Annotated in this window: 14 protein-coding genes; 11 read left to right on the top strand and 3 right to left on the bottom strand. The window is 77.1% G+C overall.

What is annotated here, in order from left to right; genetic code table 11:
- Nucleotides 1-286: 286 nt before the first annotated feature.
- On the bottom strand, nt 287-1,228 hold the full coding sequence (locus tag ACRYM0_RS13115) for a 1,4-dihydroxy-2-naphthoyl-CoA synthase (RefSeq protein ID WP_432505738.1): 942 nt from the start codon (nt 1,226-1,228) through the stop codon (nt 287-289).
- A 149-nt stretch (nt 1,229-1,377) separates the two neighbouring features.
- On the opposite strand from ACRYM0_RS13115, the gene ACRYM0_RS13120 reads away from it, so the two are divergent.
- Both ACRYM0_RS13120 and ACRYM0_RS13125 read left to right on the top strand, forming a co-directional pair.
- Complete coding sequence (locus tag ACRYM0_RS13120; protein WP_432505740.1) at nt 1,378-2,235, top strand: hypothetical protein; 858 nt, start codon at nt 1,378-1,380, stop codon at nt 2,233-2,235.
- 28 nt (nt 2,236-2,263) lie between these two features.
- The gene (locus ACRYM0_RS13125; RefSeq protein ID WP_432505742.1) at nt 2,264-3,310 is read left to right on the top strand and encodes an o-succinylbenzoate synthase; all 1,047 of its coding nucleotides are present in this window, start codon (nt 2,264-2,266) and stop codon (nt 3,308-3,310) included.
- Here the strand turns inward: ACRYM0_RS13125 and ACRYM0_RS13130 are convergent.
- The gene (locus ACRYM0_RS13130) at nt 3,276-3,707 is read right to left on the bottom strand and encodes a PaaI family thioesterase (protein ID WP_432505744.1); all 432 of its coding nucleotides are present in this window, start codon (nt 3,705-3,707) and stop codon (nt 3,276-3,278) included. The genes ACRYM0_RS13125 and ACRYM0_RS13130 overlap by 35 nt on opposite strands.
- 63 nt (nt 3,708-3,770) lie before the next feature.
- Between ACRYM0_RS13130 and menD the strand changes: the two genes are divergently transcribed.
- The 6 genes from menD to ACRYM0_RS13160 all read left to right on the top strand — a co-directional run bounded on the left by menD (nt 3,771) and on the right by ACRYM0_RS13160 (nt 10,250).
- Nucleotides 3,771-5,477, top strand: coding sequence for a 2-succinyl-5-enolpyruvyl-6-hydroxy-3-cyclohexene-1-carboxylic-acid synthase (gene menD, locus ACRYM0_RS13135; protein ID WP_432505746.1), 1,707 nt, complete (start codon nt 3,771-3,773; stop codon nt 5,475-5,477).
- A gap of 128 nt (nt 5,478-5,605) precedes the next feature.
- Entirely contained in the window at nt 5,606-6,661 is a 1,056-nt protein-coding gene (locus tag ACRYM0_RS13140) for an acyltransferase family protein (protein ID WP_432505748.1), read from the top strand.
- Nucleotides 6,662-6,715: 54 nt separating this feature from the next.
- Nucleotides 6,716-7,429 carry a demethylmenaquinone methyltransferase gene (locus ACRYM0_RS13145; protein ID WP_432505750.1) on the top strand — a complete coding sequence of 238 codons (714 nt, stop codon included), beginning with the start codon at nt 6,716-6,718 and terminating at the stop codon, nt 7,427-7,429.
- Between the two features lie 64 nt (nt 7,430-7,493).
- Nucleotides 7,494-8,828 (top strand): geranylgeranyl reductase family protein, encoded by a 1,335-nt coding sequence (locus tag ACRYM0_RS13150; protein WP_432505751.1) that lies wholly within the window; start codon nt 7,494-7,496, stop codon nt 8,826-8,828.
- A gap of 24 nt (nt 8,829-8,852) precedes the next feature.
- Complete coding sequence (locus ACRYM0_RS13155) at nt 8,853-9,878, top strand: polyprenyl synthetase family protein (protein WP_432505753.1); 1,026 nt, start codon at nt 8,853-8,855, stop codon at nt 9,876-9,878.
- Nucleotides 9,879-10,010: 132 nt separating this feature from the next.
- Nucleotides 10,011-10,250, top strand: a complete 240-nt coding sequence (locus ACRYM0_RS13160) for a hypothetical protein (protein WP_432505755.1) — start codon at nt 10,011-10,013, stop codon at nt 10,248-10,250.
- A 44-nt stretch (nt 10,251-10,294) separates the two neighbouring features.
- Here the strand turns inward: ACRYM0_RS13160 and rarD are convergent, their stop codons facing one another.
- Nucleotides 10,295-11,260, bottom strand: coding sequence for an EamA family transporter RarD (gene rarD, locus ACRYM0_RS13165; protein WP_432505757.1), 966 nt, complete (start codon nt 11,258-11,260; stop codon nt 10,295-10,297).
- 85 nt (nt 11,261-11,345) lie between these two features.
- On the opposite strand from rarD, the gene ACRYM0_RS13170 reads away from it, so the two are divergent.
- From ACRYM0_RS13170 to ACRYM0_RS13180, 3 genes are read left to right on the top strand one after another with little or no spacing between them, the layout of a single operon-like run.
- Nucleotides 11,346-12,752, top strand: coding sequence for an FAD-dependent oxidoreductase (locus tag ACRYM0_RS13170; RefSeq protein WP_432505759.1), 1,407 nt, complete (start codon nt 11,346-11,348; stop codon nt 12,750-12,752).
- Nucleotides 12,753-13,562, top strand: a complete 810-nt coding sequence (locus tag ACRYM0_RS13175; protein WP_432505761.1) for an electron transfer flavoprotein subunit beta/FixA family protein — start codon at nt 12,753-12,755, stop codon at nt 13,560-13,562.
- On the top strand, nt 13,559-14,530 hold the full coding sequence (locus ACRYM0_RS13180; protein WP_432505763.1) for an electron transfer flavoprotein subunit alpha/FixB family protein: 972 nt from the start codon (nt 13,559-13,561) through the stop codon (nt 14,528-14,530). The genes ACRYM0_RS13175 and ACRYM0_RS13180 overlap by 4 nt, the downstream gene beginning before the upstream one ends.
- Nucleotides 14,531-14,548: the final 18 nt, after the last annotated feature.

Here is a 14,548-nt window from a genome sequence, read left to right on the forward strand (position 1 = left end):
CGCGGGCTCCGGACGCCCGGCACCCGCACCCCCCGCGGACCCTTCAGCGGCACCTGGGCGCACGGTCCTGTTCCGGCCGTCCCGGTCGCCCCGGGCCGTGGTCGTGCCTGGCCCCGCGCGGACGGGACGGGAGAGGGTGGCGAGGGGGTGGGGTGGCCGGGCGTCCGGAGCCCGCCCGGCGCACCGGGGTGAGGGGCGCACCCGGTCGCGGGCGGAGAGCCCGGACGCCGCACCGCCTCGTCGCCCGGACGCGAACCCCGCCCCGGCGCCGGACCGGAGGACGCCCTCAGAAGTACCAGGGGAACGGCGACCAGTCCGGTTCGCGCTTGCCGAGGAACGCGTCGCGCCCCTCGACGGCCTCGTCGGTCATGTAGGCGAGCCGCGTGGCCTCCCCGGCGAACACCTGCTGGCCGACCATCCCGTCGTCCACCGCGTTGAACGCGAACTTCAGCATGCGCTGCGCGGTGGGGGACTTGCCGTTGATCTCGGCGGCCCACCGCAGGGCCTCCTCCTCCAGCTCGGCGTGCGGGACGACGGCGTTGACCATGCCCATCTCGTGGGCCTGCTGGGCGGTGTAGGGGCGGCCGAGGAAGAAGATCTCCCGGGCGAACTTCTGGCCGACCTGGCGGGCCAGGTACGCGGAGCCGTAGCCGGCGTCGAAGGAGCCGACGTCGGCGTCGGTCTGCTTGAAGCGGGCGTGCTCGGCGCTGGCGAGGGTGAGGTCGGCGACGACGTGCAGGGAGTGGCCGCCGCCGGCCGCCCAGCCGGGCACGACGGCGATGACGACCTTGGGCATGAACCGGATGAGCCGCTGCACCTCCAGCACGTGCAGCCGCCCGCCCTCGGCCTTCGCGCGGGCGGCGTCGACGGTGTCCGCGGTCTCGCCCTGCGCGTACTGGTAGCCGGAGCGGCCGCGGATGCGCTGGTCGCCGCCGGAGCAGAACGCCCAGCCGCCGTCCTTGGGGCTGGGGCCGTTGCCGGTGAGCAGCACGCAGCCGACGTCGGGGGTGCGGCGGGCGTGGTCGAGCGTGCGGGCCAGCTCGTCGACCGTCCCGGGCCGGAACGCGTTGCGCACCTCTGGGCGGTCGAAGGCGATGCGGACGGTGCCGCGCTCGCGGCCGGGGCGAACGCACCGGTGGTACGTGACGTCGGTGAGGTCCTCGAAGCCGGGCACCTCCGCCCAGGCCGAGGGGTCGAAGGTCTCGCTGACTCCGTCGAGGGCGCTCACGTCGGCCGAGGGTAGGCGTGCCGGCCGCGGGCCGCGCGGACCGGGGTGGCGGTGACCCTTCGTGAAAGTTCGCGCACGCAACGAAGTGGTGGTGCCTCCGTGCTGGTGAAACGGTGGGCATTCCGGGTTCCGGGTGTCAGCCTGATCCGGTGAACAGCCGTAGAACGCCTGGTGAACCCGCTCTGGAGGGTCCTCCCTCCCCGCCGCGCACGTTCCGGGACGCCGTCCGGCTGCCCGGCCGCTGGACCCCCGCGCTCCTGCTCGTCGTCGCCGGGCTGAGCGTCGTGAGCCTGCTCAGCCAGGTCCTCCAGCACGGCCTCCACCTCGACGTGGCCGGCCTGAACACGCTGGAGCGCTGGTTCTTCGTGGACCGGGAGATGGGGGTCCCCGCCTGGTTCTCCACCCTGCTGCTGTTCCTGGCCGCCGAGCGGCTGTGGCAGACCGCGACGGCCGCCAAGGCGGTCGGTGACCGCTGGCACCGGCACTGGCGGCTGCTCTCGATCGCCTTCGCCTACCTCTCCCTGGACGAGCTGACGGAGATCCACGAGCAGACCATCCCCCCGCTGAAGGCCGCCTTCGGCTTCAGCGGCGTGCTGGCGTTCGCGTGGGTCGTCCTCGCCGTTCCGCTCCTGATCGTGTTCGGACTGGTGTTCCTGCGGTTCCTGCTGGCGCTGCCGCGGGCGACCCGCTGGGCGTTCCTCGTCTCCGCGGCCCTGTACTGCGGCGGTGCCGTGGGGGTCGAGATGCTGAGCGCGCCGTTCTTCGACAGCGCGGGCGTGGCGACGGTGACGACCACGGTCGTGGGCGGGGTGGAGACCGTCACCCGCGGCGTCGTCATCGAGAGCGTCCCGTACGCCGTGGTCGCCGGCGTCGAGGAGGCGCTGGAGATGGTGGGTTCGGTGCTGTTCCTGGGGGCGACGTCGGTGGCGCTGCGCCAGCGCACCCGCCGGGTGCTGCCGGTCGTGCCGGCGGGTGGCGCCGTCACCGCCCCCACCGCCTCCCGCTGACCACCGCGGGGAGGAGCACGATGGGGGCGTGAGCGAGGACGGGACCGGGGTGGCGCTGCCGCCGCTGGGCGAGCTGCTGGCCGCCGCCCGCGTGGTGCGCCTGCCGCTGCGGCGCCGCTTCCGCGGCATCACGCAGCGCGAGGCGCTGCTGCTGCGCGGGCCCGCCGGGTGGGGGGAGTTCGCCCCCTTCACCGAGTACGGGGCCGAGGAGTCCGCGCGCTGGCTGGCCGCCGGGGTCGAGGCCGCCTGGACCGGCTTCCCCGCGCCGCGCCGCGAGCGCGTCGAGGTCAACGCCACCGTCCCGGCCGTGCCCGCCGACGACGTGCCGGCCGTGCTGGCCCGCTTCCCCGGCTGCCGCACCGCGAAGGTCAAGGTCGCCGAGCCGGGGCGGTCCTTCGAGGAGGCGCTCGCCGAGGACGTCGCCCGCGTGCGCGCCGTGCGCGACGTGCTGGGTCCCGCGGGGCGGGTGCGCGTGGACGCCAACGCCGGCTGGAGCCTCGACGAGGCCGAGCGGGCCCTGGGGGCGCTGGGCGAGGTGGGGCTGGAGTACGCCGAGCAGCCCTGCGCGAGCCTGGAGGAGATGGCCCGGCTGCGCCGGCGCCTGGCCCGCGCCGGCACGCCCGTGCTCCTGGCCGCCGACGAGAGCGTGCGCAAGGCCGAGGACCCGCTGCGGGTGGCGGGGCTGGAGGCCGCCGACGTCGTCGTGGTGAAGGTGGCCCCGCTGTCGGGGGTGCGCCCCGCGCTGGCGGTGGCCGCCGCGTGCGGGCTGCCGGTCGTCGTCTCCAGCGCCCTGGACACCTCCGTGGGGCTGGCCGCCGGTGCGGCGCTGGCGGCCGCGCTGCCGGAGCTGCCGTTCGCGTGCGGGCTGGGCACCGGGGCGCTGCTCGCGGCGGACGTCACCGGCGACCCGCTGCTGCCGGTCGGCGGCGCCCTGCCCGTGGGGCCCGCCCGCGCCGAGGAGGCGCTGCTCGCCGCGCACCGGGCGCCCGCCGACCGCGAGGCGTGGTGGCGCGAGCGGCTGGCGGCCTGCCACGAGGTCCTCAGCCGGGCGGCGCCGGGCGCACCAGGTTCGTGATCCGCGCCGTGCACAGCCGCCGGCCCGCCTCGTCGGTGACGACGACCTCGTGGCTGCACAGCGTGCGCCCCAGCGAGATCGCCGTCGCCGTGCCCGTCACCAGGCCCGAGGACGCCGAGCGGTGGTGGGTGGCGTTGATGTCGGTGCCCAGCGCCTGACCACCGGGCCACACGTGCAGCAGCGCCCCGATGGAGCCGAGCGTCTCGGCCAGCACGCAGGAGGCGCCGCCGTGCAGCAGCCCCGCGACCTGCGTGTTGCCCTCCACCGGCATCGTCGCCACCAGCCGCTCGGGGGTGGCCTCGACGAACTCGATGCCCATCCGCTCCACCAGGCCGCCGCCGGGGATCACCGCCAGCAGCTCCTCCAGGGACGGCAGGGACCGGGTGCTCTCGCTCACACCCGGAGGTTCCCACACGCCCCTCGGCGCGAGGCACCGGCCGCCACGGGGTCCAATGGAGGGGTGAACCCCTCGACCGCGCTCGCGACCGTCCTCGTCGACGCGCTGGTCTCCCTCGGTCTGCGCCACCTCGTCCTGGCACCCGGCTCCCGCAGCGCGCCGCTGGCGTACGCGACCGCTGCCGCCGCCGACGCCGGCCGGCTGCAGCTGCACGTGCGCGTCGACGAGCGCAGCGCCGGGTTCCTGGCCCTGGGCCTGGCGCGCGGCGCCCTGACCGCCGGCGAGGACCCCCTGGTGGCGGTGGTGACCACGTCCGGCACCGCCGTGGCGAACCTGCACCCGGCCGTGCTGGAGGCCTCCCACGCCGGTGTCCCGCTGCTGGTGCTGTCCGCGGACCGCCCGCACGAGCTGCGCGGTTCCGGCGCCAGCCAGACCGCCGACGCCCAGGCCCGCCTGTTCCTGCCGTCGGTGCGCTTCTCCGCGGACGTCCCCGCGCCCGCCGACCCGCAGCGCCAGGCGCCGGCGTGGCGCTCGGTGGTGGCGCGGGCGGCCGCGGCGGCCCGCGGCTCGCGCGGGGACGGTGCCGGCCCGGCGCACGTGAACGTCGCCTTCGCCGACCCGCTGACCCCCTCGCCGGGCACCGCCCCGGCCGGGGACGCCGGCCTGGCGCGGGTGGAGCGCGCACCCGCCCCGGCGCCCGTGGTGCTGCCGCGCGGCCCGCGCACCCTCGTCCTCGCCGGCGACGCCCCCGACGCGGCGGTGGGCGCCGCCGCGCGGGCGCTCGCGGAGGACGCCGGGTGGCCGCTGCTGGCCGAGCCCAGCTCCGGCGCGCGCGGGGGCCCGCAGGCGGTGGGCCCGTACCGGCTGCTGCTGGGCGCCGCCGACGGGGAGGGCCCGCTGGACGCCGCCGAGCGCGTCGTCGTCTTCGGGCACCCCACCCTGTCGCGGCCGGTGAGCCGCCTGCTCGCCCGCGACGACGTCGAGCTGGTCGTGGTCAGCGCCTCGGGCACGTGGCCGGACGCGGGCTTCCGCGCCGCGCGGGTGCTGCCGGCGGCGGCCGTGGCGGGCCCGGCGGGGGAGCGGGAGCTGGAGTTCGCCGCCCGCTGGGTGCGCGCGGGGAAGCTGGCCGCCGAGGCCGTGGACGCCCTCCTGGACGGCGAGGCCGCCGCCGGTGCGCTCAGCGGCCCGTGGGCGGCGCGCGAGGCGGTGGCGGCGTGCGCGGCGGACGGCTCGGCGTTCGTGGTGGCCGCCAGCAACCCGGTGCGCGACGCGGACCTGGCCGCGCACCCCGCCGGGGTGCCGGCGGTGTCCAACCGCGGCCTGGCCGGCATCGACGGCACCCTCGCCACCGCGTGCGGGGTGGCCCTGGCCCGCGGTGGCGGCGTGCGCCTGCTGGTGGGCGACCTGGCGTTCCTGCACGACGCGAACGCGCTGCTGCCGGTGCCGGGGGAGGCGCGCCCGGACCTGACGGTCGTGCTCGTCAACGACGACGGCGGCGGCATCTTCGAGACCCTCGAGCACGCCTCCTCGGTCTCGCGCAGCACCTTCGAGCGGGTCGTGGCGACCCCGCACGGGGTGGACGTGGCCGCGCTGTGCGCCGCGTGGGGGGTGCCGCACGGGCGTCCCGCCACGCCCGCGGCCGCGGCCGCGGCGATCGCCGCGCGCCCGGAGGGGCTGCGCGTGGTGGAGCTGCGGGTGCCGCGCGGCGAGGTCGCCGGGCGGGCCCGCCGGGTCGCCGAGGCGGTGCGGGCGGCGGTCGCCGCGGGCTGAGCGGTGCCGCTCGCCGGGGTTGTGGGCGTGGCCGCCCCTGCCTACCCTCACGTCACGGCAGAGGATCGACGCAGGACCACCCGTCGCCGCGGCGGCGCGTCACCACGACCCACGACCGGGGGACCGCGATGACCACCACCACCGGCGCCGTCAGCGGTCCCGGGGCCGGGCGCGCACCGCGCGGTCACCGCATCGCCTGGGCCGATGCCGCGAAGGGGCTGGCCATCGCCCTCGTGGTGCTGACCCACGCCACGATCTTCCTCGGGGAGGCCGGTCACGGCAGCCCGCTGTGGCGCGACGTCAACAAGCTCCTGACCGGTGTGCGCATGCCGCTGTTCTTCACCGTCTCCGGTCTGTTCGCCGCTTCGGTGGTGTCCCGGCCGTGGCGGGAGGTGCTGCGCCGCCGCGTCGTGCCCTCCGCGTGGCTGTTCGTGCTGTGGCTGGTGCTGACGACGGCGTTCTTCGCGACCGGGGCGTGGGTGCAGGCCGGCCAGCCGGCGGGGCCGGCGGAGTTCGGGCTCGCGCTGGTGCGCCCGCACACGGAGCTCTGGTACCTGTACGCGCTGGCCGTGTTCGCGGTGGTGACCCGCCTGCTGCGGCCCGTGCCGCCGCCCGCGCAGCTGGCCGCCGCCGCGGTGCTCTCGGTGAGCACCAGCGCCGGGCTGACGGCCACGGGCAGCTGGGCGTGGGACCACATGGCCGCCTACCTCGTCTTCTTCCTCGCGGGCGCCCGCGGCCGGCGGGTCCTGCCGCGACTGGTGGAGGGGATCGGGGTGGGCGGCACCGCGGCGCTGCTGGTCGCGTTCACCGCCCTGGCGGCCGCGGTGTCCCTGCTGGACCTGCACCTGGTGCCCGGGCTGCCGCTGCTGCGCGGCGCGCTGGGCGTGCTGGGGGCGTCGGCGGCGTGCGCGCTGCTGGTGCGCCGCTGGCCGCGCACCCCGCTGCGCGCCCTGGGCCGGGCCACGCTGCCCGTCTACCTGACGCACGTGCTGATCATCGCGCTGCTCACCACGCTGCTGGAGCTGCTGGTCCCCGAGGGCCTGCCCCGGCCGGTGCGGCTGCTGCTGCCGGTGGCGGTCACGGTCCTGGTCGTGGTGGCGGGGGTGGCGGTGCGCGGACTGCTCGCGCGGGTGCCGGGGCTGCTGGCGCCGCCCGCCGCGCTGGTGGCGCCCGGCGGCCGCTGAGGCCGCCGCCTCACCGCCCCGCGGGCCGTGACGGGCGCCTGCGAGGATGGTCCCGTGACGACACCGGGGCGCGAGCTGGCCGACCTGACGAAGCGCCCGCGCCAGGTCTCGGCGATGTTCGACGACGTCGCCGGCCGCTACGACGTCACCAACGACGTGCTCTCCGCCGGCCAGGACCGGCTCTGGCGGCGCGCGGTCGTGCGGGCGGTGGACGCCCGGCCCGGTGAGCGGGTCCTGGACCTCGCGGCCGGCACCGGCACCTCCAGCGAGCCCTTCGCCGACCGGGGCGTGCGGGTCGTGCCGTGCGACTTCTCCCTGGGGATGGTGCGCACCGGCAAGCGGCGCCGGCCGGACCTGCCGTTCACGGCGGGCGACGCCACCCGGCTGCCGTTCGCGGACGGCGCCTTCGACGCGGTGACGATCTCCTTCGGCCTGCGCAACGTCGTGGACGTGGACGGCGCGCTGCGGGAGATGTCGCGGGTGGTGCGCCCGGGCGGGCGGCTGGTGGTGTGCGAGTTCTCCACCCCGCCGAACCCGCTGCTGCGCCGCGCGTACGGCGCCTACCTGCACCACGGGCTGCCCCGGGTGGCGAAGCTGGTGAGCTCGCACGGCGAGGCCTACGGCTACCTCATGGAGTCCATCGAGGCCTGGCCCGACCAGCGGGCGCTCGCGGCGCGGGTGGCGTCGGCGGGCTGGGAGCGCGTGCAGTGGCGGGACCTGTCCGCCGGGATCGTCGCGCTGCACCGGGCCGTGCGGTCGGCGGCCTGAGGCCCGCGAACTACACTCGAAGGGCTCGTGAAGATTTTCACGAGCGACGACGACGGAGGACCAGGTGGCGGTCGAGACCGGTGGCGCACCCCGCGCCGCCCACACCGCGGGCGCGGCGTCGCACGACGCCGACGTCCTCGTCGTGGGCGCCGGCCCCGCCGGTTCCACGCTGGCCCGGTACCTGGCCCGCGCGGGCCGGCGCGTGCTGGTGCTGGAGAAGAGCGCGTTCCCGCGCGAGAAGGTCTGCGGCGACGGGCTGACCCCGCGCGCCAGCCGCGAGGTGGAGCTGCTGGGCCTGCCCACGCCCGCCGAGGACGGCTGGGTCCGCAACCGCGGCCTGCGCCTGCTGGGCGGCGGTGTGCGGCTGCAGGTGCCGTGGCCGGAGCTGAGCGACTTCCCGCCCTACGGGCTGGTGCACACCCGCTCCCGCTTCGACCAGGCCCTGGCCGAGCACGCCCGCGCCGGCGGCGCCACCGTCCTGGAGCGCACCTCCGCCACCGCCCCCGTCGTGGACGAGCGCACCGGCCACGTCGTGGGCGTGCGCGCGCGCCCGGTGGACGAGAAGGGCCGGCGCGCCGGCGAGGAGCGCGTCCTGCGCGCCCCCGTGGTCGTGGCCGCCGACGGGGTGGGCAGCCGGCTCGCGCTGTCCATGGGCCTGCACCGGCGCGACGACCGCCCCCTCGGCGTGGCGGTGCGCACCTACTTCCGCAGCCCCCGCCACGACGACGACTGGCTGGAGAGCTGGTTGGAGCTGCGCGAGCCGGGCGCCCGCGCGCACGAGCTGCTGCCCGGCTACGGCTGGGTGTTCGGCGTGGGCGACGGCACGAGCAACGTCGGCCTCGGCGTGCTCAAGGCCGACGCCGGCTCGGGCGACGTGGACTACCGCGACCTGCTGCGCCGCTGGCTGTCCTCGATGCCGCCGGAGTGGCGCTTCGACCCCGAGCACCAGGTGGGGGAGGTGCGCGGGGCGGCGCTGCCGATGGCGTTCAACCGCACCCCGCACTACACGCGCGGCCTGCTGCTCGTCGGCGACGCCGGCGGCATGGTCAACCCGTTCAACGGGGAGGGCATCGCGTACGCGATGCAGTCCGCGCGCCTGGCCGCGGAGGTCGTGGACGGCGCGCTGGACGCCCCCGACGCGCGCGCCCGCGAGCGCGCGCTGCACGGCTACCCCGCGGCGGTTCGCGCGGAGCTGGGCGGGTACTACACGCTGGGGCGCGTGTTCGTCTCCCTCATCGGCCACCCGGAGGTCATGCGCGTGGCCACGCGCTACGGGCTGCCGCGCCCCGGCCTCATGAAGCTGGTCGTCAAGCTGCTGGCCAACCTCGCCGACCCCGCGTCGAAGGACGCCACCGACCGCGTCGTCGTGGCGCTGCAGCGGTTGGCTCCCGCCGCGTGAGGGACCGGGCGTGAGGAGCGAGGCGTGAGGAGCGACGTGACCACCACCAGGACGAGCACCGGCCTGCCGACGGCGGACCCCGCGCTGCTGGCTGCGCTGCGCGAGGGGCTGGACGTCGTCGAGGAGCGCCTGCGCGAGGCCGTGGGCAACGCCGACCCGCTGGCCGACGCGGCGTCCCGGCACCTGGTCGAGGCCGGCGGCAAGCGGGTGCGGCCGATGCTGACGCTGCTGGGCGCGCACTTCGGCGACCCCGGCCGCCCGGAGGTGGTGGACGCCGCCGTGGTGGTGGAGCTGACCCACCTCGCCTCGCTGTACCACGACGACGTCATGGACTCCGCGCCCACGCGGCGCGGCGCCCCGGCCGCGCACCACGTCTGGGGCAACAACGTGGCCATCCTCACCGGCGACCTGCTCTTCGCGCGCGCCTCGAACGTCGTGGCGGGCCTGGGCCCGGAGGCGGTGCGGGTGCAGGCGCAGACGTTCGAGCGGCTGTGCCTGGGGCAGTTGCACGAGACGGTGGGCCCGCGCCCCGGCCAGGACGCGGTGGCCCACTACCTGGACGTCCTCAGCGACAAGACCGCCTCCCTGATCGCCACCGCGGGCCGCTTCGGCGCGCAGTTCGGCGGGGCGGCGCCGGAGGTCGTGGGGGCCATGGTCCGCTACGGCGAGGACGTGGGGGTGGCGTTCCAGCTCGCCGACGACGTCCTCGACCTGACCAGCGACGTGGGCGACTCCGGCAAGCGGCCGGGCACCGACCTGCGCGAGGGGGTCCCGACCCTGCCGGTGCTGCTGGCGCGCCGGGCCGCCGCCGACGGCGACGCCCCCGCGGGGCGCGTGGTGGCGCTGCTGGACTCCGGGCGCCTGGCCGACGACGCCGTGCTGGCCGAGGCCGTCGAGGCGCTGCGCGCGCACCCGGTGACCGCGGCGGCGCGCGCCTCGGCGCGGGAGTGGGCCGCGCGCGCCGCGGCGCACCTGGCCGACGTGCCGGACGGTGCGGCCCGCAGGGCGCTGGAGACGTACGCGGCCACGGTCGCCGACCGCGTCGGCTGACCCCGCGCACGCCCCGGTCGCGGGTCCTGCCGCGTGCGCGCGCTCGCGGGCGGTCACGGGGGCGGGGCCGGACGGGTGGTCCCTGCGCGCGCGGGGCCACCGGGGTCGCGCGCTGCGCCACGATCGGCGCCCGTGCCCGCCCGCCACCGCGCCCCCGGTCCCGCCCGACGCCTGCCCGCCGTCCGCCCCGGGCACCTGCTCCTGGCCGCGGCGCTGACGTGCAGCGCCGCCGCGGTGCTGCTGGCCCTGGCCGGGACGCGCCCGGCCGCCGTGGCGGTGGCCGCGACCGGGCTCGTCCTGGCGCTGGGCGGTGCGCTGGGCGGGCGGGCCCGGGTCCTGCTCAGACGCGGAAGCGGCCGACCAGCCCGCTGAGCTCCTCGGCGCGCCGGTGCACGTCGTCGGTGGCCGCGGCGGGCTCAGGGGTGCCGGCGCGGCGCAGGCACCCGCCGGCGGTGCTGGGCGCGCACGGCGTCGACGGTGAGCAGCGCCAGCGCCGCCCACACGAGCGCGAAGCCCACCCAGCGCGAGGCGGGCATCGACTCGCCCAGCACCAGCGCCGCGAGGAACTGCAGCACGGGGGTGCAGTACTGCAGCAGCCCGATCGTGGTCAGCGGCACCCGCCCGGCGGCCAGGGCGAACAGCAGCAGCGGCGCCAGCGTGGTGGGCCCGGACAGCACCGTCAGCACGACGTGGTCGGCGCCGCCGGCGGTGAACGTGGAGCGGCCCTGCGCCCCGATCCACGCCAGCGCCCCCAGGGCGGGCAGCAGGAGCACGCCGGTCTCCACGGTCAGCCCGGTCAGCGGGTCGACGCCGCCGCCGGAGCGCGCCAGGCGGTTCTTCAGCAGCCCGTAGGTGGCGAAGGACGCCGCCAGCACCAGCGCCATCCACGGCAGCCGGCCCAGGTCGGCGGTGATGACGGCCACGGCCGCGGCGCCCACGGCGACGGCCGCCCACTGCGCGCGCCGCAGCCGTTCGCGCAGCACGAGCACGCCCAGCAGCACCGTCACCAGCGGGTTGACGAAGTAGCCCAGCGACGCCTCCAGGACGTTGCCGGTGGTCACGGCCAGCCCGTACACGCCCCAGTTCACGGCGATGGCGACGGCGGCCACGGCCAGCAGCCGCAGCTGGGCGGGGGTGCGCAGCACGCGCAGCACCGCGGGCCAGCGGCGCAGCCCCGTCAGCAGCAGCACCGACAGGGCCAGCGACCACACCACCCGCTGGGCCAGCAGCTCCAGGGCGCCGGTGGGCAGCAGGGCGTGGAAGTAGAAGGGGAACAGGCCCCAGACGACGTAGGCGCCCGCCCCGGCGAGCACTCCGGAGCGCGCGGAGCGGGCGGGGGCGGGCGGGGCGGGGGGCGCACTGGGCTGCTGCACACCGCGCATGCTGCCGTCCGGAGCGCCCGCCCGGTGCCGTTAGGCTTGCCTGAGCAGTCCCAGCCGACGTCGAGACGAAGGACACCGAGACCCAGTGAGCACCCAGCGTCCGCTGCGCGTGGCCGTCGTCGGAGCCGGACCGGCGGGCATCTACGCCTCGGACATCCTCTCCAAGGCCGACCTGTCCGCGACGGGCTTCGACGGCGTGAGCATCGACCTGATCGAGCGCCTGCCGGCGCCGTTCGGCCTGGTCCGCTACGGCGTGGCCCCCGACCACCCGCGCATCAAGCAGATCGTCGTCGCGCTGGAGAAGGTCCTGGGCCGCGGCGACATCCGCCTGCTGACCAACGTGGACTTCGGCACCGACCTCACCCTGGAGGAGGTCCGGCGCCACTACGACGCCGTGGTGTTCTCCACCGGCTCCATCGAGGACGCGCCGATGGCGATCCCGGGCGTGGACCTGCCGGAGAGCCACGGCGCCGCCGACTTCGTCTCCTGGTACGACGGGCACCCGGACTACCCGCGCGAGTGGCCGCTGCAGGCCTCCAGCGTGGCCGTCCTGGGCGCCGGCAACGTCGCCCTCGACGTGGCCCGCATGCTCGCCAAGCACGCCGACGACCTGCTGCCCACCGAGATCCCGGACAACGTCTACCAGGGCCTGAAGGCCTCGAAGGTCACCGACGTCCACGTCTTCGCCCGCCGCGGCCCGGCGCAGGCGAAGTTCTCCTCGCTGGAGCTGCGCGAGCTGGGGCACGTGCCCGACGTCGACGTCATCGTCGACCCGGAGGACTTCGAGTTCGACGAGGGCTCGATGGCCGCCATCGACTCCTCGAACCAGACCAAGCAGGTCGTCAAGACGCTGACGGACTGGACGCTGAAGGAGGGCGACGGCACCGCCTCCCGGCGCATCCACCTGCACTTCCTGCACGCGCCGGTGGAGATCGTCGGCACCGACGGCCACGTGAGCGCGCTGCGCACCGAGCGCACCCGCCTGAAGGGCGACGGCACGGTCGAGGGCACCGGCGACGTCCACACCTGGGACGTGCAGGCCGTCTACCGCGCGGTCGGCTACTTCGGCTCCCCGCTGCCGGGCGTGCCGTTCGACGAGCTCAAGGGCGTCATCTCCAACCACGAGGGCCGCGTGCTGAGCCCGGAGGGCGAGCACCTGCCCGGCGTGTACTGCACCGGCTGGATCAAGCGCGGGCCCGTGGGCCTGATCGGGCACACCAAGTCCGACGCCTCCGAGACGGTCCGCCACCTGGTCTCCGACGCGGCCGGCTTCGAGCGCGCCGCCGAGCCGGACCCGCAGGCGGTCGTCGACGCCCTGACCGCCAAGGGCGTGGAGGTCCTCACCTGGAACGACTGGGAGGTCCTGGACGCCTACGAGCGGGAGCTGGGCCGCCCCCACGGGCGCGAGCGCGTCAAGGTCGTCTCCCGCGAGGACATGATCCGCTACTCGCGCCAGGTGCTGGCCGAGGCCGCCGCCCACCGGGAGGCGTGAGTGCGCGTCGTCGTCTGCGTCAAGCACGTCCCCGACATCCAGTCGGCGCGCTCCTTCCGCGAGGACGGTCTGCTGGCCCGCGGTGGTGAGGACGACACCCTCAACGAGCTCGACGAGGACGCCCTGGAGGCCGCGCTGCGCCTGGTCGAGGCGCACCCGGTCGCCGAGGGCGCCGAGCCGCACGAGGTCGTCGTGCTGACCGTCGGGCCCGCCGCGGCCGTGGAGGCCCTGCGCCGCGGCCTGGCGATGGGCGCCACCAGCGCGGTGCACGTGCGCGACGACGCCGTCGCCGGCTCGGACGCGATCGCCACCGCCCGGGTCCTGGCCGCGGCCGTGCGGCACCTGCACTCCGAGCGGCCCGTCGACGCGCTCGTGGCCGGCATGGCCGGCCTGGACGGGCTGACCTCCCTGGTGCCCGCCGCCCTGGCCGCGCTGCTGGAGTGGCCGCAGCTCACCCTCGCCGACGAGATCACCCTCGACGGCGGCACCGTGCGGGTGCGCCGGGAGACCTCCACCGACGTCGAGGTGCTCAGCGCCCCTGCGCCGGTGGTCCTCTCGGTGACGGACCAGGCGTTCCGCGCCCGGTTCCCCGACTTCAAGGGCATCCTCGCCGCGCGCAAGAAGCCGGTGGCGGTGCTCTCGCTGGCGGACCTGGGCGTCGAGGCCGCCACCGTCGGCCTCGGCGGCTCCGCGACGCGCATCGTCGAGGCCTCCCCGCGCCCCGAGCGCGCCGACCGGGTCCTCGTGACCGGAGGCGCCGAGACGGTGCCGGCCCTCGTGGACTACCTGGCGCAGAAGGGTTTCGCGTGAACGTCCTCGTCCTGCTCGACCACGGCGACGGGCGGCTGCGCCCCACCGCCCTGGAGCTGCTGACCCTGGCGCGCGAGCTGCCGCAGGCTCGGGTGCACGCGGTGTGGGTCGGTGCCGCCCCCGGCGAGGGGGCGCGCGCCGAGGTCGCCGCGCACGGCGCGCACGCGCTGCACCACGTGCTCGTCGACGGCGCCGACGACCGCCTGACCGCGTCCGTCGTGGACGCGCTGGAGGCGGTGCGCGCCGAGGTGGACGCGCCGCTGCTGCTGGTCGCCTCCACGTTCGAGGGCAAGGAGGTCGCCGCCCGCCTCGCCGTGCGCACCGGCGCCGGTGTCGTCACCGGCGCCGGCGGCCTCGAGCGCGACGCCGACGGCCGCCTGGTGGCCGCCAAGACCGTCCTCGCGGGCACCTGGACGACGCGCTGCGCGCTCGAGGGCCCGTTCGGCGTGGTGGCGCTCGCCCCGAACTCCGTGCAGGCCTCGCCCCTGCCGCGGCCCGCCCCGGCGGAGGTGGTCGAGCACCGCGTCGAGGCCTCGGCGGCCGCGCGCGCGGTCACCGTCCACTCCCGCGAGCCCCGGCCCACCTCGGACCGCCCGGCGCTGGCCGAGGCGGAGGTCGTCGTCGTCGGCGGTCGTGGCGTGGAGGGCGACTTCTCGGCCGTGGAGGAGCTCGCGGACGCGCTCGGCGGGGCGGTGGGCGCCACCCGCGTGGCCACCGACGAGGGCTGGATCGGGCACGAGGCGCAGGTCGGGCAGACCGGCGTCACCATCAGCCCACGCCTGTACGTCGGCGCGGGCGTCTCCGGCGCGGTGCACCACCGCGGCGGGATGGCCGCCTCCGCGACCGTCGTGGCCGTCAACAGCGACCCCGACGCGCCGATCTTCGAGTTCGCCGACTACGGCATCGTCGGGGACCTCACCGAGGTCCTGCCCGCGCTGAGCGCCGAGGTCCGCCGCCGCCGCTCCTGAGCCGCGCCGGTCCGCCCG

Origin of the sequence: Kineococcus arenarius subsp. arenarius (genome assembly GCF_050871845.1) — a bacterium.
Lineage (GTDB): Bacteria > Actinomycetota > Actinomycetes > Actinomycetales > Kineococcaceae > Kineococcus.